The sequence below is a fragment of the Rhodococcus tukisamuensis NBRC 100609 genome, from assembly GCF_001894985.1.
In the GTDB taxonomy this organism is placed as follows: domain Bacteria; phylum Actinomycetota; class Actinomycetes; order Mycobacteriales; family Mycobacteriaceae; genus Rhodococcus_G; species Rhodococcus_G tukisamuensis.
Window position 1 is genome coordinate 22,996 of the sequence record NZ_BCXG01000031.1, and the last position, 22,322, is coordinate 45,317.

Below are 22,322 nucleotides of genomic sequence, written 5' to 3' on the forward strand. Positions count from 1 at the left end.
CCGCTGAAGGCAACAACTCTCGAGAGAAGGACCCGATCCATGGCCGAGGCCACCCCCATCCGCCCACTGTCCGTCGACCAGGTGCAGGCCTGGGACCACGAGGCCGACGTGGTGATCGCCGGCTACGGCATCGCCGGCGTCAGCGCCGCGATCGAAGCCGCCCGCGCCGGTGCCGACGTGCTGGTGCTCGAGCGAACCAGCGGATGGGGTGGCGCGGCCGCCCTCGCCGGCGGCTTCATCTACCTCGGCGGCGGCACCCCGCTGCAGCAGGCCCTCGGGTTCGAGGACTCCCCCGAGAACATGAAGGCGTTCATGATGGCGGCGCTGGGCCCCGGCGCCGACGAGGAGAAGATCACCGACTACTGCAACGGCAGCGTCGAGCACTACAACTGGCTCGTCGACAACGGGGTGCCGTTCAAGGAGAGCTTCTACGGCCAGCCCGGCTGGGAGACCCCTTACGACGACGGACTGATGTACTCCGGCGGCGAGAACGCCGCACCCTTCAACACCGTCGCCACCCCCGCCCCGCGCGGGCACGTGCCGCAGATGACCGGCAAGCGCACCGGCGAGAAGGGCGGCGGCTACATGCTGATGAAGCCGCTGGTCGAGACGGCCGAGGAGCTGGGCGTGCGTCACGAGTACGACATGCGGGTGCAGCGACTGATCGTCGACGGCAACCAGGTCGTCGGCATCGTCGCCAAGCACTACGGCAAGGAGCTCGCGATCCGAGCCCGTACGGGAGTCGTGCTGGCCACCGGCAGCTTCGCCTACAACAAGGAGATGGTGCAGGCGTTCGCCCCGCAGCTCATCGGCAAGCCCGGCGCCTCGATCGAGGAGCACGACGGCAAGTCGATCCAGATGGCACAGGCCATCGGCGCGGACCTGGCGCACATGGACGCCACCGAGGTCGCGTTCTTCGGCGATCCGCAGCTGATGGCCCGCGGCATCCTCGTCAACGCTCGCGGTCAGCGGTACGTCAACGAGGACACCTACCCGGGCCGCATCGGTCAGGAGACGCTGCTGCGCAACGGCAACCAGGCATACCTCGTCATCGACGAGGCGGCCTACGAGGAGGGCTGCGCGGCCGACAGTTCCACCCCCTTCTTCCGGTTCCAGCCGAAGTGGGTCGCCGAGACCGTCGAGGAGCTCGAGTCCGACATGGGACTGCCGGCGGGCACGCTGCAGGCCACCGTCGAGGTCTACAACCGGCACGCCGCGAACGGCGAGGACCCGGTGCTCGGCAAGAAGGCCGAGTGGTGCAAGCCGATCGGCTCCCCTGTCGCGGCGCTGGACCTGCGCAACTTCACCGCCGGGTTCACCCTCGGCGGGTTGCGCACCACGATCAACTCGGAGGTGCTGCACGTGAGCGGCGAGCCGATCCCCGGCCTGTTCGCCGCCGGCCGCTGCACGTCCGGAGTGTGCGCGGGCGGCTACGCGAGCGGGACCTCGCTGGGCGACGGCAGCTTCTACGGTCGCCGGGCCGGGATCTCCGCCGCCAAGGGCTAGGCGGCTACTGCGCGAGTAGCCTCGACTCATGCCGGTCACGTGGTCGGACGACGTCGACGCGATCATCGGCGGCGACCTCACCTGCGGTCTCGCCTGCCTCACCCCGGCGGGCGGGGCGGTGGTGACGTCGGTGTCGCCGTTCGGGATACGCGATCGCGAACTGGGCACGGTCGGCTTCACCACCTCGCTCGGCTTCGGCCGCAAACTCGAGCACATCAGGGACGATCCGCGGGTCGCGCTGGCCTTCCACGCCCGCGAACACGGCGTCGGTGACCGACCCGACCCGCGGTTCGTCCTCGTCCAGGGCGAGGCCCGATTCGACCCGCACCCCGACCGCGCGACGCTCGACGAGATCGGCACCGTCTCGGAGCCGTTCATGGGCGCACCGAAGACGGGACGGTTCTGGGGCCGGTGGCTGCACGCGTACTACGAGGACCGGGTGCTGGTGACGGTGACCGTGACCCGGGTCCTCAGTTGGCCCTCGTCGAACGCGGAGGGTGAGCCCGAAGTGTTCGGAGCACCACGGCCCGAGGCCGCCGCCGCGCCGCAGTCGCCACCGAAGAAGGGCACCGGCCCGCGGGTGGACGCGGCGAGAATCGGCGAGCGGGCCGCGCGGCTCCCCCACCTGCTGCTCGCCTACCGCGACGCGGACCGGTACCCGGTGGTCGCGCCGGCCAGGGTGATCGACGCCGACGCCGACGGCGTCCGGCTGCGGGTGCCCGCCTGGGTGCCGCCCGGCGGCCGCCGCGCCGGGCTGCTCGCACACTCCTACCGGGCCCAGCTCGTCGGCCTCGAGTCCCGCCAGAACTCCGGCTGGCTCGAGGTCACCGGCACCGAGGCGCACTACGCGCCGCACACCGAGTTCGGCTTCCGCGCACCCGCGAACAAGACCATCCTGCTGCTGGCCAACGGCTTCCTGGCACGGCGCGGGCTGGCCAAGGCCCGCAAGGAGGGTCGGGCTGCGGCTCTGGGCTGAACCCGCCCACCGCGGGTCAGCGCGCGACCGGCGTACGGTCCAGCTTGCCGGCGAGCCTCTCCAGGTAGGCCACGACCTCGGCCTCGGACTTGTCGGGTACCCCGAACACGACCTCGGTGACGCCGAGGTCGTCCCAGCGCGCGAGCCGCTCCGGGTCGGGCTTGCCCGCCAGCACCACGATCCGGGGAGCGCCCTCGCGGCCGGCCTCCGTCCAGATGCGTCGCAGCAACAGCACGTTGTCGTCGATGTCCTGCTCGATCGGGGTCGTCATCCAGCCGTCAGCAGAACGCGCGATCCACTTGAAGTTCTTCTCGTTGCCCGCGGCCCCGACCACGACGGGGACCCGCGGCTGCTGAATCGGCTTGGGCCACGCCCAGCTGGGACCGAACTTCAGGAACTCGCCGTCGAACTCGGCCTCCTGCTGCGACCACAGCGCCTGCATTCCCTCGAGGTACTCGCGCAGCATGGTCCGGCGCCGGCCCGGCGGGACACCGTGGTCGGTGAGCTCGTCGAGGTTCCAGCCGTATCCGACGCCGAGGATCACCCGGCCGCCGGAGAGGTGGTCGAGGGAGGCGATGGTCTTGGCGAGGGTGATCGGGTCGTGTTCGACGGGCAGGGCCACCGCGGTGCCGAGGCTGATCCGCTCGGTCACCGAGCAGGCCGTCGCCAGCGCCACCCACGGGTCGAGGGTGCGCATGTACCGGTCGTCGGGCAGCGTCTCGTCACCGGTCTGCGGATGGGCGGCGTCACGGCGGGCCGGGATGTGGGTGTGCTCGGGCACGTAGAACGAGTCGAAGCCACAACGTTCCGCGGCCGCGGCGGCCGAGGCCGGCGTGATCCCACGATCACTCGTGAACAGCGTGATACCGAATTTCACCGTAGGTCTCCCTTGCGCCGTCTGCGAGCACTCGAATCAGACCGAGACTATTAGCTGGACAGCTGTTTGCCAAGGTGTCCAGACCGATCGGTCTCGATCCCATATCTAGAACTCGTTCACCGGACGCTGCAAGGGCCGGGACCAGCCACGCGATCCTGTCCCCCACCAGCAACATGACACATGTTCCGACGTTCACGAAGCCAACCCCAACGGTGCGCTTCGTCGCATGCGGCGTCCAGCCGTTGCCGGGTGGCAGTATGGGATTCCAGAGGCCTGCCGGGCAGTGTCCCGGTCGGCCACGACGTTCCGGGATCTGCCGTGAGGTGAGTGCCGTGCCGCATCGTCGAGGACGCCACACGCGGCGGATCGGCATGACCGATGGCCGGTGACGACCCGTTCGTGACTCAGCGCGGTGTGCCCCCGTCGGCGACGCCGGAACTCGCCGCCGTCGGGTTCGCCGATGCGAGCGAGATCGGGCGCGGCGGCTTCGGCGTCGTCTACCGCTGCACCGAGGCGAGCCTGGACCGCACCGTGGCCGTGAAGGTGCTCACCGCCCACCTCGACGAGGAGAATCGGGCACGCTTCATCCGAGAACAGCGGGCGATGGGCCGGCTCACCGGGCACCCCAACATCGTCAACGTCCTGCAGGTCGGGACCACCGCGAGCGGCCTTCCCTACCTCGTGATGCCCTATCACGCGCAGCGTTCGCTGGACGTGCGCATCCGCGACCACGGCCCGCTGTCACTCGAACAGGCACTGCAACTCGGCGTGAAGCTGGCCGGTGCGGTGGAGTCCTCGCATCGGCTCGGCATCCTGCATCGCGACGTCAAGCCGGCGAACGTCATACTCACCGACTACGGCGAGCCCGCGCTCACCGACTTCGGCATCGCTCACCTCCCCGGCGGGTTCGAGACCGCCACCGGCACGTTCACCGCCACCCCGGCCTTCACCGCACCCGAGGTCCTGGGCGGTGGCCCGCCCAGCACCGCCGCGGACGTGTACAGCCTCGGCTCCACGCTGTTCTGCGCCCTCACCGGCCACGCGGCCTTTGAACGCCGCACCGGCGAGCAGGTCGTCGCGCAGTTCCTGCGCATCACTTCTCAGCCCGTGCCGAACCTGCGCGAACTCGACATTCCCGACGACGTGGCCGGGGCAATCGAGCGCGCCATGTCCGCGGATCCGGGCGCCCGCCCGACTGCGGCACAGTTCGGCGACGAACTGCGGGAGATCCAGTTCCGCCACGGACTTCCGGTCGACGAGATGGCCCTCAAGTCCCCGACCAGTCCGAAGCGAGCCGAGCGTCCGCCGACTGGTGGCGGGCTCCCGCGGACCGGCCCCTCGACGCGGGGCGGGAGGGGAAACCTGCCCGCGGAGCTGACGAGTTTCGTCAACCGTCGCAACGAACTGGCCGAGGCGAAGGAGCTGCTCTCGTCCTCCCGCTTGGTGACGCTCACCGGAATCGGTGGCGTCGGGAAGACCCGCCTCTCGCTGCGGATCGCGCAGAGCACCGAGCGCGCCTTTGCCGAAGGGGCGTGGCTGGTCGAGTTGAGCGACCTACACGACGAGTCGCTGCTGGTCGGCGTGGTGGCGACCGCCCTCGGACTGCAGTCCTTCTCCCGCGAGCCGCTGCAGACGGTCCTCACGGAGTACCTCGAGCCTCGCCAGATCCTCCTGGTGCTCGACAACTGCGAGCAGGTGATCGACGCGGTGGCGGACCTGGCCGAGACCCTGCTCCGCCACTGCCCCGGGCTGCGCATCATAGCCACCAGCCGGGAATCGCTCGGCATCGGCGGGGAGGCGACACTGCGGGTTCCGCCGCTCAGCGCACCCGACCCCGACCGCCAGCTCGACCTGGCGGGACTGCCCAGCTACGACGCGGTGACGCTGTTCGCCGAACGCGCCGCGTCGGTCCTTCCGGGATTCACGCTGACCGAGGACAACATGGCCGCCGTGGCCGGGATCTGCCATCGGCTCGAGGGACTGCCGCTGCCGATCGAGCTGGCGGCGGGGCGATTGCAGGCGCTGTCACCCGAGCAGATCCTGCAGCGGCTCACCGACCGCTACACGCTCCTGACCCGTGGCGGACGCACCGCCCCGACCCGGCAGCAGACCCTCCGGCTGTGCATCGACTGGAGCCACGAGTTGTGTACCCCCCGGGAGCAACAGTTGTGGGCTCGCATGTCCGTGTTCGCGGGCACCTTCGAGCTCACCGCGTTGGAACAGGTCTGCGGCGCCGACCTCACCCCGGACGAGCTGCTCGACCTGGTGGCGTCGCTGGTGGAGAAGTCGATTCTGATCCACGAGGAAACGGCGACGGCGGGGCGGTACGGGCTGCTGGACACCATCCGCGAGTACGGTCTCGAGAAACTGGAGGCGACCGGCGAGTCCGCACAGATGCGGCGCCGCCACCTGGACTGGTACGAGCGCCTGGCCCTGAGGGCCGAAGCCGACTGGATAGGACCCCGCCAGCTGGACTGGATCGCCCGACTGAAACTCGATCAGCAGAACTTTCGCGAGGCACTCGATGCCAGCATGGCGGAGCCGGGTGACGTAGCGGCCGGGCTCCGCATCACGGCCGCCCTGTACTCGTTCTGGCTTGTCAGCGGACAGATCAACGAGGGCGCTCGCTGGACCGAACGAATGCTGACCGTCGAGGGGGTTCCGCGCGGCGCGGAGTGGGTGCGAGCCGTGAGCCTGGGCGCGGCGCTCAACGCGTTTCGGAGCGACATCGAGACCGGCACCGAATGGATCGGCTGGGCGCGCGCGGCAGCAACGGACGCGGACGGCCCTGACGTCGCCGCCACCGTGCGGTACGCCGCAGGTGTCCTGGCGTTGGGCGCCAATGACATATCCACCGCGGCAACACATTTCGATGCTGTCCTGGAGGCGTGTCCGCCCGACAACCACCTCCTGCGGGTCATCACCTTGACCGGCGCCGAGGTGTCCGCCGGGCTACTCGGACAAGCGGAGCGGGCGGCCGACTTCCTCTCACAGGTGCTGGACATCACCGAGCCGCGCGGCGAGCTCGCGTTCCGGTCGTGGGCCGTGCGGACGCTCGGGTTGGCGGTGTGGTCGACCGATCCGGAGCGAGCGATCGCGCTGCTGGAACAGGCGTTGCGACTGTCCCGGTCCGTCGACAATTCGTTCGGCTCCGCGCCGAGCCTCGAGGGCCTGGCCTGGATCGCCGCGGCCGGCGGGAACTACACGAGGTCGGCGGTGTTGCTGGGCTGCGCACAGGCCATGCGGCAGACGGGCGGCCTGCCGGACATCGCGATCCCGGGCCTGCGCGCACAGCACGACGAGTGCGAGCGACGGACCCGCGAGGCGCTCGGCCAGAAGTCGTACGACGCCGGATACCGGAAGGGAGCGTCCGCGAACTTCGGAGAGGCCGTCGCGTACGCCCTCGCCGAGTCCCGCGAGCCGTCTCGGCCACGGGCGACCGCCTCGGACAAGACTGCACTGACCCGGCGCGAGCTGCAGGTCGCCGGCCTGGTCGCCGAGGGGCTGACCAACAGCGCCATCGCCGCCAAGCTCGTGATCTCGCAGCGGACCGCGGAGGGACACGTCGAGCGCATCCTCGCCAAGCTGGGCTTCACCTCGCGAACGCAGATCGCCGCCTGGATCGTCGATCGCAACCAGGGCTGACCAGGCTGGCGACCGTCGAACCGGACGACCAGCGCAATCGCCTCCGACGAGGCGGTCGCGGCGGTCGTCCGGGTGACTTCGACGAAAGTCGTCGACGGTCTCAGTCGACGACGATGGTGCCGCGGCCCGGAACGTGCGGGAAGTTCGTGTCGATCTGGACTTCGATCCGCCCGACCCCGGTGGGCGCGGTCATCGGCACCCACAGCCCGTCCGTCGGCGACAGCGGCGTGTCGTCGCCGAGCGGCACCGGCCGCCCCGGGAAGACTCCGCTCGCTCCGGTGTCCAGGTTCTTCCAGCGCAGGGTCGCCTCGACGCCGCAGTACGGGGTCTGGAACACACCCGGAACGAAGGTGAACTCCGGTCGCACCCAGATCGTCGGATTCTGCCCGAAGAAGAGGGCGTTCGGATCGTAGTGGGCGTCCACCGTCCCGACGCACCCGATCGCCCCGCCGCCGAGCGTGTACGTGGGCGAGATCCCCACCGGGTCGGCCGACGACCCGGTCGACGCCGCGGCGGTACCGCCCGTCAGCGACGCCGCCACCACAACCGACACCACAACTGCCCTGGTAATTTTCATCGTCCCTGCCCCCCCCAGCCGACGCTACGGCGTCATCACGTAGGCGCCATCGTAGGCGACCACCTGATCCCACACCGACGCAAACCGCTGGTTGTCGACCACCGGCTTGCGGATCGCGCCGAGCGCCCACGACTGCTGGGCCGGGGTGGAGGAGAATGATCGGGCACCCGTCCCGGTGCGAGCACGGACTAGAATCGTCGCTGTGCACCAGCCGTGGCCGGTGATCGAAAGGCGAGCGGAATCCACCGCGATCGTCGAGGCCTTGGGATCGACCGACGGTCCCCGCGGCGTACTTCTCGATGGCCTCGCCGGCACCGGAAAGAGCACGCTGATCGCGGACTCCGCCGCTTCCCGGAACCGCCCCGTCAAATGGATGATCGGCACCACAGCGGCGCAACACACGCCGTTCGGCGCCTTGGCTCAACGCGTCGACGACACGTCCCCGTGGAAGCTGGCGGCGATGCTGTCGGATTCCCACAAAGCCCTCGCTCAGGAAGTACGAAACGGCACCATCGTCGTGGACGACGCGCACCTGCTCGACCCGCTGTCGGCCACACTGCTCAATCAGCTCGCGACCGACGGCGCCGTCTCGCTGGTCGTGGCGATCCGGACGGGCGAGCCCGCACCCGACGCGATCACCGCCTTGTGGAAGGACCGAGGATTCGCCCGGATCACCCTCGGCTGCTTCGATCGCGGCGAAACCGACACGGTACTCACTGCCGCCCTCGGCGGTCCGGTGGAGTGCACCACGTCCGAACGCATCTGGACGACCACGCAGGGCAATCCTCTGTATCTTCGGCACCTGGTCGAGGGTTCGCTGGCCGCGGGTAGCCTGCGCTGCAGCGACGGGATCTGGCACCTACGCGGTGAGCCCGCCATCACCCTGGAGCTCGGGCTGCGCCTTCATCGCCAGTGCGCCTGTGCACCTCTCGCCGCCCGTCGCGTCCTCGCACTGGTCGCATTCGGTGAGCCCCTCGACCTGACCGTTCTCGGCGAGTTGACCAGCCAGGAGTCGATGCTGGCGGCCGAGCGTTTCGGCCTTGTCCGTTTCAGCAGCGAGGGCTCGACACTGGTGGCGCGGCTGGCACACCCGTTCCTCGGCGAAGTGGTCCGCAAGAGCGTGGACGTTCCGGCGGCCCGCCGAATCCGGGGCGAGCTGGCAACCCGACTCGGCGAGGACGCCACGGGTCCGATCGAGCGCATCCGCGCGGCGGAACTCTTCCTCGGCAGCGACCGCAAGGCGAGCGCCCCATCGCTCACCGCAGCCGCTGCCGACGCTACGGCGCTCTGTTCCTTCGACAGCGCAGAAACCCTGGCTCGAGCCGCTGCTGCGGGTGGCGGCGGATTCCAAGCCCAACTCATCCGCGCCGGGGCACTCGCCTGGACCGACCGGGGCGACGAAGCGGAGCGGCTCCTGTCCGCATTGGATGTGACGGGCAGCGCGGAGTCGGACCTCGTCCGATGGGCCGTGCTTCGTGCGGGAAACCTCTTCTGGAACCTGGACGCACGCAGGCGCGCATCGGACGTACTCGATTCAGCGGGCACGCACGTCACCACGCCTGCGGGCCTCGACTGCCTGAACGCCGCCCGCGCAACCATCGACGTCTCCATCGGTCACGCCTCCGCCGCGGCGAAGACTGCCTGCCGAATCCGCGACTCGTCCACCGCCCCACCGGGCGCCCTGATGTGGGCCGGAAGCGCGGGCTGTCTCGCGCTGAGCCTGATCGGACGCGGATACGAGGTACCCCCGTGGGCACGACAAGCCCTCAGTTCCGCCGACTCCGACACGTCCGCACTGAGATTCGCAGTTGGACACGGCGAGGTACTGGCGCTGACCTACACCGGACAGTTCGACCGGGCAGAGTGCTCGGCACAGCAGTACCTCGAGATGGCACGAAATCACGACGTCGCATGGTTCGGCATGAGTTCATCGTTCGGAAAGCTCGAGCTGGCCATGGGACGGCTCGACGAGGCGAGAAACCGGCTGGAATCGGTCATCGCGATACTCGGTCGGTCCAACCCCGTATGGCGAGTGCTTGCCAATCTCCTCCTCGCCCAGTCCCTGGCACTGTCGGGCCGACAGACCGACGGGATCGCCGCAGTTCGGCGCGCGGAGGCCTCTTTCGGGGAGAACACGCTGCTCTACAAACCTGACCTCGCCATCGCTCGGGCATGGATCTCGGCCGGATCGGGCGACCTCGGAGCTGCCATTGGGCTCGCGCGTCGGGCTGCCGACACCGCCGGTGAATACGGACTGCTGGCCGTCGCCGCGGAGGCGATGCACACCGCGGTCCGATTCGGTGACCGCTCTGTTGCCTCCCGGCTGACCGCGCTGTCGAACGTCGTCGACGGCTTCCTGATTGCGCCCATGGCCGCACAGGCCGTTGCGATGGCCGCGTCGGACTGCAGCGGACTGCTTTCTGCCGCAGCCCGGTTCGATCAGCTGGGTGCACGGCTGTTGGCGGCGGACGCGTACGCCCAGGCTGCGCACTCGTACCGGCGAGCGGGTGATCGCCGCCACCAGCTGGGTACGTCCGCACGCGCATACTCCCTCGCACAGCAGTGCGGCGGTGCACGCACGCCGGCAATCTTGGCTGCGGCCAGCCCGCTACCGCTGACGACGCGTGAGCACGAGATCGCCCTGCTGGCCGCTACCAAACTGACGAACCACGAGATTGCCGATCGGCTGGCCGTGTCGACACGCACCGTCGAGGGGCACCTCTACCGCACCTTCACGAAGCTCGACGTGTCCGACCGGGCGGAGCTGGCCGAGACCATCCGTATGGAGAACGGCCAGTAGGCGCCCTAATTTCCTCGACGAAGCTTGTCCACCAAGGCTTCCCGATCCGCGACCTCGAGCTTCGCGAACATGCGGTACACGTGGCCTTCGACCGTCCTCACCGACAAGGTCAAGTGCTCGGAGATCTCCCGATTCGTCATTCCGGTGGCAATGAGCGAGGCAACCAAGTTCTCTCGGGCGGTCAGCGGTGTCGGGTTCTCGAGCGCATCGAGCGCGGGGGTGCGCGCGCCGGGGCACCGAGACGCGAGCAGCCTGGCCGTTGCCGCCGACCGCTGTTCACCGTGACGGTCACCGTTCCGTCGGTGCGCCGCCGCGGCCTGCGCCGCCGCGTCGGCGGCCAGCAGGTTGGCGGACATCTCCTCGAATTGTGCTGCGACCCGGTCCAATCCGTGACCGTCATGGGATTCCAACATCTGGGCGTGCCCTGCAGCGACGCGAACGAGTGGGCCGTCGACGCGGCGCGCAAGGCGTCGGAGCCGACCGGTGGCCGACCGGTCCCCGAACCGCACGGCGGTGTGGAGTGCCGTCGCCTCGAGTCCGAACATCGAGCCGGCCCGCGCGAGGGCGGCCGCCTCTCGCGCCACCCTGATCGCGCGGGGGTACTCGCCCCGCGCGGCGACGGCCCAGGCCCGGGCATGCACCAGATCGGGTTCGAACGACGCGAGGTGTTCGCCGAAGGACTCCCGGGCGCTTTCGAGTGCTTCGGTCGCCTGCTCTGCCTGCCCCAGTGCGCCGAGCGCCTGGCACAGGCCGACGGAGCACAGGACGATCCACAACTGCGGGCCGCCGTTCATGGCGGCGGCGCGGCCGCGCCGAAACTGATCCTCCGCATCAGCCACACGGCCCGTGGCGAGGTGCGCGAGACCGCGGATGTAGCCCTCCACCACCCACCTCGACCGACCGGGCAGCGGCACCGACGAGCAGCGGTCGAGCACCGCGCCGATGTCGGCAAGGTTCCCCGACAGCGTCGCCGCCAACACTTCGGCAGCACCGATCTGGGTCTGGCCGAACACGAACCCATCGGCCCTCGCCGCCGACACGCCGCGCGCCGCGATTGCGGGCACGTCATCGGCGCGACCCGCACGCGCCATGGCGATCCCGCCCGCGGACACGGCCAACACCATTGCCAGAGCCGCGCAATGCTCGGCCCCGAACAGCCTCCGCGTCAGCTCGATCGAGCGCGGCACCTTGTTGGCGAGCGAGTCGAAGACGACCTCCGCCGAGGTCACCACGTCCTTCCCGTTGCTGGTCGTCGCCCGCGCCCGCAGTCCGGCCAACTCCTGACGGGCCGCGGCCTGCTTCTCACCGAAGAAGAGGCTGATCGAACGCCACAGACCACAGGTCAACATCTCGGGCTCGGACATCTGGTCGGGGTCGAACGCGGCGAGAAGCGTGTCGGCCTCGTCGGCCCGACGCTGCCAGATCATCGCCCGGGCCACCACCACCGCTTCTCTCACTCCGCCGCCGCGGGCCAGGGCCGACTGTGCGAGGCGTTCGGCCAAGGGATGGTCGCCCAGGGCCAGCGCACGCTCGGCCGCGGCGGCCAGGAGACCGCCGTCGAGCTCGACATCGCTGTCCAGGGCGAGCGTCGACAGCCGGAGCTGATCGCCGGGCGTCCCGCGGTCGGCGAGGGCTCGTGCAATTCTCCCCCGCCGGCTGCGCGCGGCCAGTGCGCTGGATCGCTCCCGGATCGCCTGCCCCAGAATGGGGTGGCTGAGCCGCGCGACGCGTCTTGCCCCGTCGAAACCGATCCGCAGGTGGCCGCTGCGGTGCGCCGCCACGACCGCGTCAGGCGACGCGGCATGGTGAAGAACGTCCACCTCGAGCACGCCGCCGAACGCCAGGAGCCGGAGTACTTCCAACGCGCCGGGTGCCACGTTGCGCAGGCGCGACGCGAGCAGGGCCGCCAACTCCGCGGTCATGACGGGCCGGGAGCGTAGCTGCCACACGCGCCCGATCTCATACAGCAGCCCCGCCCCCCAGGACCCCTCCACGAGATGCCGGAGGTACAGCGGGTTACCCTCCGACACCTCCCATATCCACTCGGCGCTGACCTGGTCCAACGGCCCGCCGAGGGCGGACTCGACCACCCGCGCGGACTCGTCGTGACCGAAGGCTGTGAGGTTGACGCGCTCGAGCAACCCATCGGTGAGTATCGCGGTGTCCGAAGTGGTTTCGCCGCCGCCCAGCGTCACGACCAGGTGGACGATTCCGTCCTCGGCGAGCTGCCTGACCAGGGCCGCAGACAGCGGGTCGAGCAGGTCGGCGTCGTCCACGACGATCGTCGTCCGACGGCCGCGGCTCTCGAGGACGGAGCGGGCAGTCGCGAACGCCGCGGCCGCGTCGGTGGTCGCGTCGATCTCGACCAGATGGGCAAAGGCCCCCAGCGGAATCCGTCGAGATGACTCCGTGCCGACGGCCCACAGGCTGTTGCGGCGGTTTCGTGACGCAATGGCCCGCGCCAGGGTCGTCTTCCCCACCCCGGCGGGACCGACAATCACCACCCCGCGCGTCGAGCCCCGTGAGGCGGCGATGATCTCGTCCCCCCACGCGATCGATGGCCACCTCAGGACCATTAAGGGATTGTAGGCCGCCGAAGTTGGTGGACGCGCGAGATCAGCGGCTTTCGACTGCTACGGCTGCGTGGCCCGGCGTAGTGGCGAGGCAAGCTCCCCGGTGGCAACCAGCGCAAAGTCCTGGGGGCCGCGCAGGAGATTGCGGGCGAACACCTGGATCACCCAGCGGCCAGGCGTGGGGTCCTCAACACGGACAACCTCCACGTTGTTCTCTGCGTCGGAGGGCCGCCGAATGCTGCCTGGCAGATCGGCATTGCCCACGAACTTCCGCCTGCCCGGATCCTCGACAATCATGCTGACGTCATTCTGCAGCGCTCTACCAGGCAGATCGGTGTACGCCATGCAAATCCGCAGCGGGAGTCCCGCTCCCACCTGCACGGTGAAACGGAAGGCCCGCCCCGTTTCGGTGAACCGCAGCACTGTGCTCTTCCACGTGTCCACGAACTCGAGTCGGAAGGTCGGCTCAGCGGGGCTCGGCAACGTGTCTCCCAGGTCCACTTCCCCGAAGCCCTGATGGTAGTTGGGCCGTAACCGGTGATCTGCTGTCGCGTCTGCGCCGCTGAGCCAGCGTGTTCCGTTGATGAGCGTTGCCTTCAACAGCGCGGCGCTGGGCGTCGTGTCCCGTTCCGCTACGAAGTACTCGCGGACCAACGCGGCGCAGCCGGCGACAAGGGGGCAGGCCATGCTGGTGCCGCCCATGTAGGCGTAGCGGGAGTTCGCGTGCTGACCCCAGTAGTTTGCCGCCGGCGCCGAAGACGATCGGGTGGACAGAATGTCGGTGCCGGGTGCGACGAGGTCCGGCTTGATCCGGTGGTCGTCGCAAGGCCCCCTGCTGCTGAATGCGGCCATGCACTCCGGGTTCCCCGACACCTTGTCCGTGGCGATCGGCGGGTTCGGAAAGTCCCGACTCCACACTCCGCCGTACGTCTTGGTGGAAATGCCACCGGAGGTGCGGCTGCTGCGGGCAGCCCCGACTGTGAGCGCATTCTTGCAGGATGCCGGAGACCCCAAGGACAGCCAGTCCACAAACCCCGGTGCGGAGTTGACCGGCGCGGCCGCCGTCCCCTCGTTTCCCGCTGCGATGACAATCAGCATGTCCCGCCGTTTGGCGACGTAGTCGTCGACCTCGTTCGAGTTCACCGTGTAGGCCGATGCGGTGGCGGCACCCCAGCTGTTGTTGTGGATCCGAGCGCCGGCCTGGTATGCGGGTTCGAACAGGTCCTCCAATGCGACCGGCAGTCCACCAAGGTCCCCACCCGAATCCAGAACAGACTGGAAGTACAGTCGCGCCTCCGGTGCCACCCCACGGAACTTACCGGCCGACGAGACGCCGTCTCCGAGAACTGAACCCGCCACATGGGTGCCGTGCCCGTTCGGATCCGATGCGTTACCCGGCCGACCCAGGGCCACCGCAGCAGCAACCCGTCCCTGAAAGTCGGGGTGGGTTTCGTCCAGTCCGGTGTCAGCCACCGCGACGATCTGTCCCGCACCGCGGTATGCCAGATCATGGCCCGGGTTCGACGAGGTGACCCCGAGGATCACGCGCGCAACGTCATTGCACAACTTCGGCGGCACGTACTCGACCATGCTCAGGACGCCGGGCAACGTCGCAATGCGACTTTCGAGCGCGGGGTCGGGGTCCATTTCGAGTCGGACCTTCCGGCCTCCCGCGCCGATGACGGCCACCTGCCGGTCTGACAACCAGCCCCGGACCGAATCGCGCACGGACTCCTCGGAGAGCCACAACTCCCAGACACGCCGACGCGGCGTCGCCGATTCCTGTCCGTCATCCTCGCCTCGAGCGGCGTCGGTCAGGGTGATCGGTCCGGTTACCTCCGGACCGTACCGGGCCACCTCGTGAACAAATGGCAGATTGACGAGGTCCTCGGCCTGTTCCGGAGTCGCCGTCGCCACGTAGGCGAACCGAGGCACGTACTCCTCGAGCCGGGCACCTGCGGCCTCGACAGCAGTTCTCCGGTCGGCATCCAGCGGGCCGTCGAGACTGACCATCCAGTGGATCGGCACGTGCGGTTCCGGTGCCGGCATGTCGTCGTTGTCGCCGGCAGTCCAAGCCTCCACACCGGTCGACACCGTCAACGCTCCTCGGGCGATCGCCGACGTCGTGGGAGGTCCCGCGGCAGGCAACTCGTCGACGATCAGGCCCTGTGCCTCCAGCGCCGCTATTCCGCTGTCGTCGATCGTGCCGATCAGGTAGCTGTCCGTCTGTTGCACCGGATCGATCGCGCCGGCCGCCAGCCACTCCTGCTCGTGCATCGGATACGCGATGACCCGCTTGATTGCCATGACATGTACTCCTGACCTACTCCACTTCACCGACCACCGTGGCTTCCGGCTGCCCCGTCGTCGCGGAGCTCGGTGTGACTCGACACCGGGATCTTGAACTGCAGAACGCGGTACGGCCACCCCCGGTCCGGGCCCTCGGTCTTCCATTGACTCAGCAGGATGTGGAACCCCCGGTCCAGTGTCGAACCGGGGACGATCGACGGTCCGTAGAGCTGCGCCACCGCGTCGTCCCCCTCCTGCCCCCAACCGACGCCGCGGATGGGCGTGCTCTTGTGCGCCTCGTAGAGGTTGTCGGTGATCTCGGCGAAGACCCGCACGTCGATGTCGTATCCGCCGACGTTGGAGGAGTCGAAGTTCACGAACACCCACTTGCCCTGGATGCGCCGCAGGCACATCTCTCCGAACTTGTCCGCCGAACCCGCTCCCTCCAGCACAGGCGTGGGCTCGTTGCCCCAACCCCACGCCCCGTCCTTCCATCCCCAGCCCTCGTACCCGCCCGGGTCCGCGATCCGGTCACTGCGCACTCGCCTGAGAATCAGCGGCTTGTCGCGTTGGAAGCCGGTGGAGAACACGTACACCCACCCGTCCTCGGCGACATCCCAGGTCCACAGCTGCGCGAGTCCGCGGTGCAGCCCCGGATCGAACTTGGCCCCGGTGTGCTGCCAGGTGTGGCCGTCGTCGGTCGACTTCCAGATCTCGGTCCACACCACGTTGCCGAGGCCCTTGTTGACCATGACGTGCAGGTACATCGTCTCGCCCACGGTGATGACGTCCGAGGGCAGAACCGTGGAGAACACCGGATTGTCGTGCGGGTAGTCCCAGAGCTGACGGGCATAGTTGGGGTCTCCGCCCGCGGCCTCGCTCCAGGCAATCCCCTGGTCCAGCATCTTGGTGTCGGAGAACAGCGCGACTGGTGCGCGCCAGTCACCGTCGCCCACCCGTGGTCCGCGGAAGGTGTCCCCGAACACCGCCAGAATCCGCCCCGACGGCGTACGCGCCATGACGCCGAGATCGGTGGCCGCCATTCCGAACCGGTCGGTCAGGCCCGGACCCGTGGCGTCCTCGATCTTCTTCGAGCGCTGGACCTTGGGCCCGGGGTCGATCGGCAGCGTCCGCTTTGGCGGCTCGGGTGCCGGTAGCCGCCACCCGTTGTGAATGACCTCGTTCCACTCGCCCTCGTAGACGTTCCCGGTGACGGGCCAGCCCCACAGCTGCTGCATCCGGGTGGCGGCCTGCTTGGTGGCGTTGTCGAAGATGCCCGATCCGGGGATGCCGATCGTCTCCTGCCAGCGCCTGAGGCCGTCCTTCGAGGACTGCGGCTCGTTGCCGTAGGTGTTCGACCACGACTCGGTGGGGCCGTCCAGCGGGCCCCAGTAGTGACCGGCGGGGAGCGGGAAGCGGTCCGGATCGTCCTTGATTCCCGCGTAGCGCTTCGCCGCCGCGAGCACCACGTCGTACGGGAAAGTGTCGGGCACGTCCCAGTGCGTGCCGTCCTTGAATCCCTTGAGGATCACCGACCCGTAGGTGTAGTTGTTGTGGCTGCTCACACCCCGGAGGTTCGCCCCGACCCCGCCGATGTCGACGCGCTCGATGGGGATCTCGTAGTCCCTGGCGACGGTGGCGATCACGAACGCCACCATGTCGAGCTTCTTCTCGTGCGCGAGCCACTGCTCGCGGGTCTTCGGCCGTTCCTCGCGGTTCGGGTTCGCGCCGCTCCAGGTCTCGACGGTGCCCGAGGTGCCCACCATCGCGATCTGGACGCTCACGCGATTGTCGCTCAGCACGCCCCACGCGGTGTTCTTGGTCGTGACGGTGTTGATGATGTGCTCGTCGTCGACGAGGTAGTGGTAGCTGCCGTCCTGCTGGCGGGCCTGGTAGTCGGCGACGTTCTCGGCGCGGGTGGTCCACTCCTGGTTCTCCGTGGTGTGCAGATAGATTCGCAGATAGGCACCGTGCCCGGCGTCGTACCCCGGGCCGCCGTACCACGTGATCGGGTATCCGGCGTCAGCCGCGATCGGCCCGGGCCGTGCCGGTTCCGTGACGGGGGCGGGGGTACTGCCCCATTGACCGAACGGCTCCTTCAGGATGCGGTTCCGGTCGATACCGACGCCTGCCACCTTCTGCTTGTCGATCTCGAACTGGTGCAGGTGAGCGGCGGGGTGGACGCGGCCGTTGCTGCCCCAGTTGTGCATCCAGAAGTAGGTGCCGATGCCGTCGCGGATCGCCCAGTCGATGGTCGGGTAGTTGCAGTAGAGGCCCAGCCGGTCCTTGCCGAGACGGTCCTGCCACGCCTGCAGGTACGGGCGGACCAGGGAGTTCCACTGCTCCTCGCTGGGAGAGGCGTCCACCGACACGTAGATCGCGGCCGTGTCGGGACCGCCGGCCTCGCGGTGCAGCGCGATGCCTCGCTCGGCGTCGCGACGCCCCTGCTCCGCGCCACCGAGCCAGTCGGACTTGCCGAACTGGAAGTTGGAGACCACCACCATCCCCCGGGCGCGGAGGTCGTCGGCCTCCTGCCTCCGCAGAGGCTTGCCGATCATCCATCCGGCGCGCGGATCCGAGATGTAGCGGATGGCGCCGACGAATCCGCTCGACTGGATCTGCTGCGCGGTCGGGACACCGGCCGAGAAGTCCACCAGCAGCTTGCCGACCAGCGAGCCCTGCCCGTCGCCCGTAGTGACCCCGCGCGGATCGACCGCATCGCGCAGCCACATCACATTGGGATCGAGGTCCGGCCCCCCGAATCGACCGGGCGCGCCGAAGGTCTCGAAGTGCAGGTGCGGTCCGCTCGAGCCGCCTTCGTTGCCGACCACGGCGATCTTCTGACCCGCGTGCACTATGTCCCCGAACCTCCACTGCCGCCCGGTGTCCGGGTTGACGAAGGATGACGGCGGCGTGTGTCCGAACGTGAAGTCCAACCCGCATTCGTTCTGCGAATCGATGACGAGCCAGGACCCGTAGCCCTGCGGGTCGTCGTTGATCCCGACGTGCGCGATGGTGCCGTCGGTGGGTGCGTAGATCGGAGTGCCGGTGTCCGCCGCGATGTCCACGCCGCGATGGTCCGGCCGGTCTGGGGTCCGGTAGCCGCTGCTTTCGCCTGAGTAGGTTCCGCGGGCCAAGGGGTGGTAGCGCTTCATCTTCTTCCTCGCGAGCGCGGGAGGGAACGAGTCAATATCGTCTATGGGGATGACGCATCGGCGGTGTTGCGTCTTGGGCGAGTCACCGCAGTACGCCGCGTACCCTTGATCATCCTGCCTGCTCCGAAGGGCGTCATGCGTAGTCGCCTACTCTATTTCCGGCCGGAACGTCCGGATCAGCCGACGCAGGGCCTGCATAGCGAAAGTCATGGCGGCTTCCGACTTGGGTAAGCGGACCGACGACAACACCGGCGCCGTCAATCACCAGACTGCGCGAACATGTCCGTGGCTTCGCCGAGATCATGGTCGAGCGTCACGGACACGATCTCACCGACTGGGTGAGCGACGTCGACGCCGTCACCGCCGGACTGACCCTCGAGCACAGTTCAGGCCCGGTCGAACGACATGTGAACCGGACCAAGATGCTCAAACGGCAGATGTATGAGCGCGCCAACGTCGACCTGCTCCGCAAACGCGTCATCCACCTCGAATGACCAAGCACCGCAACCTCTTCACGAAAAGTGCGCCAGATCCAATGACGTGACCGTTGAACCCCTCAACCTGGGGAATTACCTGACCGCTGACAGCTGCTTGAGTCGTGTGCCGCGACGAGTGACACGCACGGTTCTGACGGGCCCGGCGCGGCAACGTGCTGGGGCTACCCGCCCAATCAGCTCCACTGGCATGTTGAGCGCACTACCGCCGTGTCCTGCATGCAGTGGCTCGCCGGTGGGTCGATGCTTCGACCAGGAGCATGGGCGAGGACCTGAGCACCGTCAGTACCGGTGGTGGCCTCGGATGGGATGATGGCGGGCCTGCGGAACCTCTCGATCAACCTGCTTCGGCTGGCTGGCGTTCAGAACATCGCAAAGGCCTTATGCCGCACCGGGCGAGACCCCAACCGGGCCATGCCGCTACCAGCTGAGACGCGACTTTGCCTCAGCCTTGGGTGACCCCTCAGCCGGCATGTACTGCTCGGGACATTCTCCAGCGGATCTGCGACGATGGTTTGAGTCTATGACCGCGACGCTTTGCAGGAGCCATGATGGTCGTCGATTTCACGACGGCGCCGCCGCCGACGGTCGTGGACGGGCTGGTCGCCGTGCCCGTCCACGTCGAAGGTCTACGCGCACACGTGAGGCTTGACGGATCCACTTCCACGGCCCGAGTTGACGTCACAATGATGTACGTCGTGGGACCCACCCCGGGGAGCCCGATCTTCGATCTCCGTCAGGAGGTCGATCGATGCTGGCTCGACGACCGCCTGATCGAGCCAGATCTGGTACGTCCGCGCGATGTCGGCGAGGGCCTCTTCGGTTCGATCCGAGTACTGCAGGCAGTCCAGGCTGCCGGATCAAGCCACACACTTCGGTTCCAATACCGGATGGCTACACCACGGTCTCAGCTCGACGGCACCTACCCGCCCGCACTGGAATGGTATGCGGGGCCGCGGCTACGGTGGTCGTTCGGCATGGCGGATCTGTACGCGGGGCGGTATCTCGAGGCCTGGTTGCCATCGAATCTGCAATTCGACCAGTTCCCGATCGAGCTGACGATCCGGATCGCCGGAACAGCGGTCCCCCACACCGTCATCAGCAACGGCACGGTCGTGGCGATCGATGACAACGCCTGGTCGGTGCAGTTTCCGCCGTGGTTCACGTCGATGTCTCCGATGTTGGAAGTCCGCGCCGCCGATGCGGTTGAACGGGCGTGCGTGACCGTGCAACTGCGGTCTTCGTCGGTCGTGGTCGTAGTCTGGAAGCTCGTCACCGATCCGACATCGCTTGCGGAACAGCTCGAGCTCATCGCGATGTTGTTGGCGGGCAACGAGACCAGTTTCGGAGCGTATCCGGGTGACCGCTTCGTTTGCTTTCTTCATGGCGCTTCGGGCGGCATGGAGTATGCGCTCGGAGCCACAACATCCGTCTCAGCGCTACGGCACGAAGTCTTGCACTCGTGGTTCGCTCGGGGGTTGTCGCCTGCTTCGCAGGCCGACGCGTGGTGGGACGAGGCATTTACTCGACTCAACGACAACACGTCCGATCGAGTACAGCATTTCGATTATCGTGAGCGGGCCGTCGAACTGTGTTCGCGGCGACCGTTTCAGCGACGGACGGCACCGAACAGTTACACGGACGGCTGCCGTTTCTTCCTTGGGGTGGCGGCCACTCTAGGTGCCGATCGGTTGCGCGTCTTGATGCGAGAGTTGCATGAGTCGCGTTTCCGTACAACGGTATCGACTCCATATCTGGAGTCACATTTGATCACCCGTTCGGGCGACGTCACTCTCGTCGACGCATTTCACCGGTTCGTCTACGGCTTCGACGATCCAACGCCGAGCCCACGGCTGTGGTTTCGCAACACCGTCGATCACGACTACTTCGACGTCTGGACCGGGGCGCATTGCGATTCGCCGGACCTATGGATTACGCACACCAATGACGCCGGGAGGAGCCACCAGTCGCCGCGTCCGTGCGCAGACAACTGGCTTCACGCGCGTGTGCGCAATCATCGGACGGGCGGTGATTGCCGGCATTTCGTCGTGACGTTCGCGGTTGCCGGTGCGAACGGTCATCCCTTTTGCTATCCGGACGACTTCTTTCCCTGCATTGCTACTGCGGTGGGTTTCCAACTGGCTCCCGGTAGTTCCCAGGTGGTTTCGGCACGGTGGCCTGCCGACGCGGTGCCGACCGGTGGTGGGAAGCTGTCGCTGCTGGCAGCCGTTCACTCGCGCCGCTGCCATCCTTCGGAGTGGTCACATGTCTGGAACCAGGTGAGCCTCGTGCAGAAGAACCTCACCTGAAGTGCGGTCCGCGTTCGCTCGGGAAGGCGTCGGCCCCGACCCGCCCCACCAGTTCGGCGGACGGCAGCAAGCCGAGTTCGTTCCACAGCATGGTCGCGAACGAATCGAATTGCCGCCGGGCCTCGGAGAGGTTCCCTTCGGATATGTGTGCCTCGATCAACTTCGCCTGAGCCGATTCGCGCAGGGGCTCCTCGGCAACCACTGCCAACAGTACGTCGATCGCCGCCGCGAATCCGCCCGCTTCGCACATCTGAACCGCCGCAGCTTCCAGCGCGTGCAGCCGAAGTTGCCGCAACTGTTCGCGCGCAAGCAGCAACCAAACTTCATCCCAGCCGGGCAGCAGCTCGGCTGTTCGCGACAACAGCTCGGTGGGATCAGTGAAGTCGTCGATCTGATGTGACAGGATGTGTCCTGCACGGCACCGGTAGCGGTGCACGTCGACGTCTACCCTGTCTCCGAGCCGTACCCTGTCGATCCCGACCAAGACCAGATCCGGGCTCGCTCGCCGGATCCGCCACAATGCCGTGCGCAGGCTGGCCCGCGACCGGTCCGGTGACGAGTCCGCCCACAGCCGCTCCGCCAGGACTCCCCGGTCGCAATCAGGTTCGGAGATCTTGTCCAGCGAGAGGTACGCCAACACCCGCCGGGCGTGCAGCGGCAGTGCGACGGTCGCGGTGCCGATCCGCAACGAAAAGCCACCGAGCAGGGCCAGTATGGGCCTGGCGCCGCCGGACCCTGCGAGCTTGTCCGACGAAGGCATCTGACCTTCCTCCTCATCCACCGCGACGTGCGCTCAGATCGTCGGGTATCGCCGTGTCACGAGCGTCAATGATTCGTAGACGCAACGCATCGTTGACGGCGCCTGCCACGGGCGGTCCCGATCTTGTGTCGCATGACGGATGACGAGGCCAGGGTCATCGTGGTCCGTGCGTGGCGTGACATCGATCGCTCCATCATCCGGGTCATCGCGGCCGCCGGCGTCACGACGATCGCACGGCAGTGGGCATTCTCCGACGTTGCTGAGGCGTGCAAGCAGATCGAAGAGGTGATCCGCGAACTCGATGACGGCCCACCCCACGAGGCGCCACGTCGGACTACGGAGCGTTGACGCCGTCGTAGAC

14 protein-coding genes are annotated in these 22,322 nt (G+C 68.0%); 7 read left to right on the top strand and 7 right to left on the bottom strand.

Annotation, left to right across the window (positions count from 1 at the left end; translation table 11 throughout):
• Positions 1–39: 39 nt before the first annotated feature.
• Together RT2_RS22315 and RT2_RS22320 are read left to right on the top strand one after the other, a co-directional pair.
• The gene (locus RT2_RS22315) at positions 40–1,506 is read left to right on the top strand and encodes an FAD-dependent oxidoreductase (RefSeq protein WP_072847002.1); all 1,467 of its coding nucleotides are present in this window, start codon (positions 40–42) and stop codon (positions 1,504–1,506) included.
• 28 nt (positions 1,507–1,534) lie between these two features.
• Entirely contained in the window at positions 1,535–2,482 is a 948-nt protein-coding gene (locus tag RT2_RS22320; RefSeq protein ID WP_072847003.1) for a pyridoxamine 5'-phosphate oxidase family protein, read from the top strand.
• A gap of 16 nt (positions 2,483–2,498) precedes the next feature.
• Here the strand turns inward: RT2_RS22320 and RT2_RS22325 are convergent, their stop codons facing one another.
• Positions 2,499–3,359 carry an LLM class F420-dependent oxidoreductase gene (locus RT2_RS22325; RefSeq protein ID WP_072847004.1) on the bottom strand — a complete coding sequence of 287 codons (861 nt, stop codon included), beginning with the start codon at positions 3,357–3,359 and terminating at the stop codon, positions 2,499–2,501.
• Between the two features lie 378 nt (positions 3,360–3,737).
• Here RT2_RS22325 and RT2_RS22330 point away from each other — a divergent pair, with 378 nt between their 5' ends.
• Complete coding sequence (locus tag RT2_RS22330; protein ID WP_072847005.1) at positions 3,738–7,004, top strand: protein kinase domain-containing protein; 3,267 nt, start codon at positions 3,738–3,740, stop codon at positions 7,002–7,004.
• A 100-nt stretch (positions 7,005–7,104) separates the two neighbouring features.
• Here the strand turns inward: RT2_RS22330 and RT2_RS22335 are convergent, their stop codons facing one another.
• Together RT2_RS22335 and RT2_RS25645 are read right to left on the bottom strand one after the other, a co-directional pair.
• Positions 7,105–7,581 (bottom strand): hypothetical protein, encoded by a 477-nt coding sequence (locus RT2_RS22335; RefSeq protein ID WP_139191139.1) that lies wholly within the window; start codon positions 7,579–7,581, stop codon positions 7,105–7,107.
• Between the two features lie 24 nt (positions 7,582–7,605).
• A complete protein-coding gene (locus RT2_RS25645) occupies positions 7,606–7,968 on the bottom strand; it encodes a hypothetical protein (RefSeq protein ID WP_139191140.1) in 363 nt (120 codons plus the stop codon).
• Between RT2_RS25645 and RT2_RS22345 the strand changes: the two genes are divergently transcribed.
• Positions 7,955–10,381, top strand: coding sequence for a helix-turn-helix transcriptional regulator (locus tag RT2_RS22345; protein WP_139191141.1), 2,427 nt, complete (start codon positions 7,955–7,957; stop codon positions 10,379–10,381). The two genes, RT2_RS25645 and RT2_RS22345, sit on opposite strands and share 14 nt — an antisense overlap.
• Before the next feature lie 5 nt (positions 10,382–10,386).
• Here the strand turns inward: RT2_RS22345 and RT2_RS22350 are convergent, their stop codons facing one another.
• From RT2_RS22350 to RT2_RS26160, 3 genes are read right to left on the bottom strand one after another with little or no spacing between them, the layout of a single operon-like run.
• Positions 10,387–12,957 (bottom strand): LuxR C-terminal-related transcriptional regulator, encoded by a 2,571-nt coding sequence (locus RT2_RS22350; RefSeq protein WP_072847009.1) that lies wholly within the window; start codon positions 12,955–12,957, stop codon positions 10,387–10,389.
• A gap of 57 nt (positions 12,958–13,014) precedes the next feature.
• Positions 13,015–15,261, bottom strand: a complete 2,247-nt coding sequence (locus RT2_RS22355; protein ID WP_072847010.1) for a S8 family serine peptidase — start codon at positions 15,259–15,261, stop codon at positions 13,015–13,017.
• 26 nt (positions 15,262–15,287) lie between these two features.
• On the bottom strand, positions 15,288–18,311 hold the full coding sequence (locus tag RT2_RS26160) for a DUF4185 domain-containing protein (protein ID WP_245709175.1): 3,024 nt from the start codon (positions 18,309–18,311) through the stop codon (positions 15,288–15,290).
• A gap of 389 nt (positions 18,312–18,700) precedes the next feature.
• On the opposite strand from RT2_RS26160, the gene RT2_RS22365 reads away from it, so the two are divergent.
• Positions 18,701–18,892, top strand: a complete 192-nt coding sequence (locus RT2_RS22365; RefSeq protein WP_072847012.1) for a transposase — start codon at positions 18,701–18,703, stop codon at positions 18,890–18,892.
• A gap of 548 nt (positions 18,893–19,440) precedes the next feature.
• Positions 19,441–21,201 carry a M1 aminopeptidase family protein gene (locus RT2_RS22370; protein ID WP_072847013.1) on the top strand — a complete coding sequence of 587 codons (1,761 nt, stop codon included), beginning with the start codon at positions 19,441–19,443 and terminating at the stop codon, positions 21,199–21,201.
• On the opposite strand, the gene RT2_RS22375 is transcribed toward RT2_RS22370, so the two are convergent.
• A complete protein-coding gene (locus RT2_RS22375; RefSeq protein WP_072847022.1) occupies positions 21,194–21,961 on the bottom strand; it encodes an AfsR/SARP family transcriptional regulator in 768 nt (255 codons plus the stop codon). The two genes, RT2_RS22370 and RT2_RS22375, sit on opposite strands and share 8 nt — an antisense overlap.
• Positions 21,962–22,093: 132 nt before the next feature.
• On the opposite strand from RT2_RS22375, the gene RT2_RS22380 reads away from it, so the two are divergent.
• The gene (locus tag RT2_RS22380; RefSeq protein ID WP_072847014.1) at positions 22,094–22,309 is read left to right on the top strand and encodes a hypothetical protein; all 216 of its coding nucleotides are present in this window, start codon (positions 22,094–22,096) and stop codon (positions 22,307–22,309) included.
• Positions 22,310–22,322 lie beyond the last annotated feature (13 nt).

Excerpts from the sequence above, each read along its gene's own strand:
- RT2_RS22315 (WP_072847002.1), top strand. The coding sequence starts at position 40 with ATGGCCGAGGCCACCCCCATCCGCCCACTGTCCGTCGACCAGGTGCAG.
- RT2_RS22320 (WP_072847003.1), top strand. The coding sequence starts at position 1,535 with ATGCCGGTCACGTGGTCGGACGACGTCGACGCGATCATCGGCGGCGAC.
- RT2_RS22330 (WP_072847005.1), top strand. The coding sequence starts at position 3,738 with ATGGCCGGTGACGACCCGTTCGTGACTCAGCGCGGTGTGCCCCCGTCG.
- RT2_RS22335 (WP_139191139.1), bottom strand. The coding sequence starts at position 7,581 with ATGAAAATTACCAGGGCAGTTGTGGTGTCGGTTGTGGTGGCGGCGTCG.
- RT2_RS22345 (WP_139191141.1), top strand. The coding sequence starts at position 7,955 with ATGATCGGCACCACAGCGGCGCAACACACGCCGTTCGGCGCCTTGGCT.
- RT2_RS22350 (WP_072847009.1), bottom strand. The coding sequence starts at position 12,957 with ATGGTCCTGAGGTGGCCATCGATCGCGTGGGGGGACGAGATCATCGCC.
- RT2_RS22355 (WP_072847010.1), bottom strand. The coding sequence starts at position 15,261 with ATGGCAATCAAGCGGGTCATCGCGTATCCGATGCACGAGCAGGAGTGG.
- RT2_RS22365 (WP_072847012.1), top strand. The coding sequence starts at position 18,701 with ATGGTCGAGCGTCACGGACACGATCTCACCGACTGGGTGAGCGACGTC.
- RT2_RS22370 (WP_072847013.1), top strand. The coding sequence starts at position 19,441 with ATGATGGTCGTCGATTTCACGACGGCGCCGCCGCCGACGGTCGTGGAC.
- RT2_RS22375 (WP_072847022.1), bottom strand. The coding sequence starts at position 21,961 with ATGCCTTCGTCGGACAAGCTCGCAGGGTCCGGCGGCGCCAGGCCCATA.
- RT2_RS22380 (WP_072847014.1), top strand. The coding sequence starts at position 22,094 with ATGACGGATGACGAGGCCAGGGTCATCGTGGTCCGTGCGTGGCGTGAC.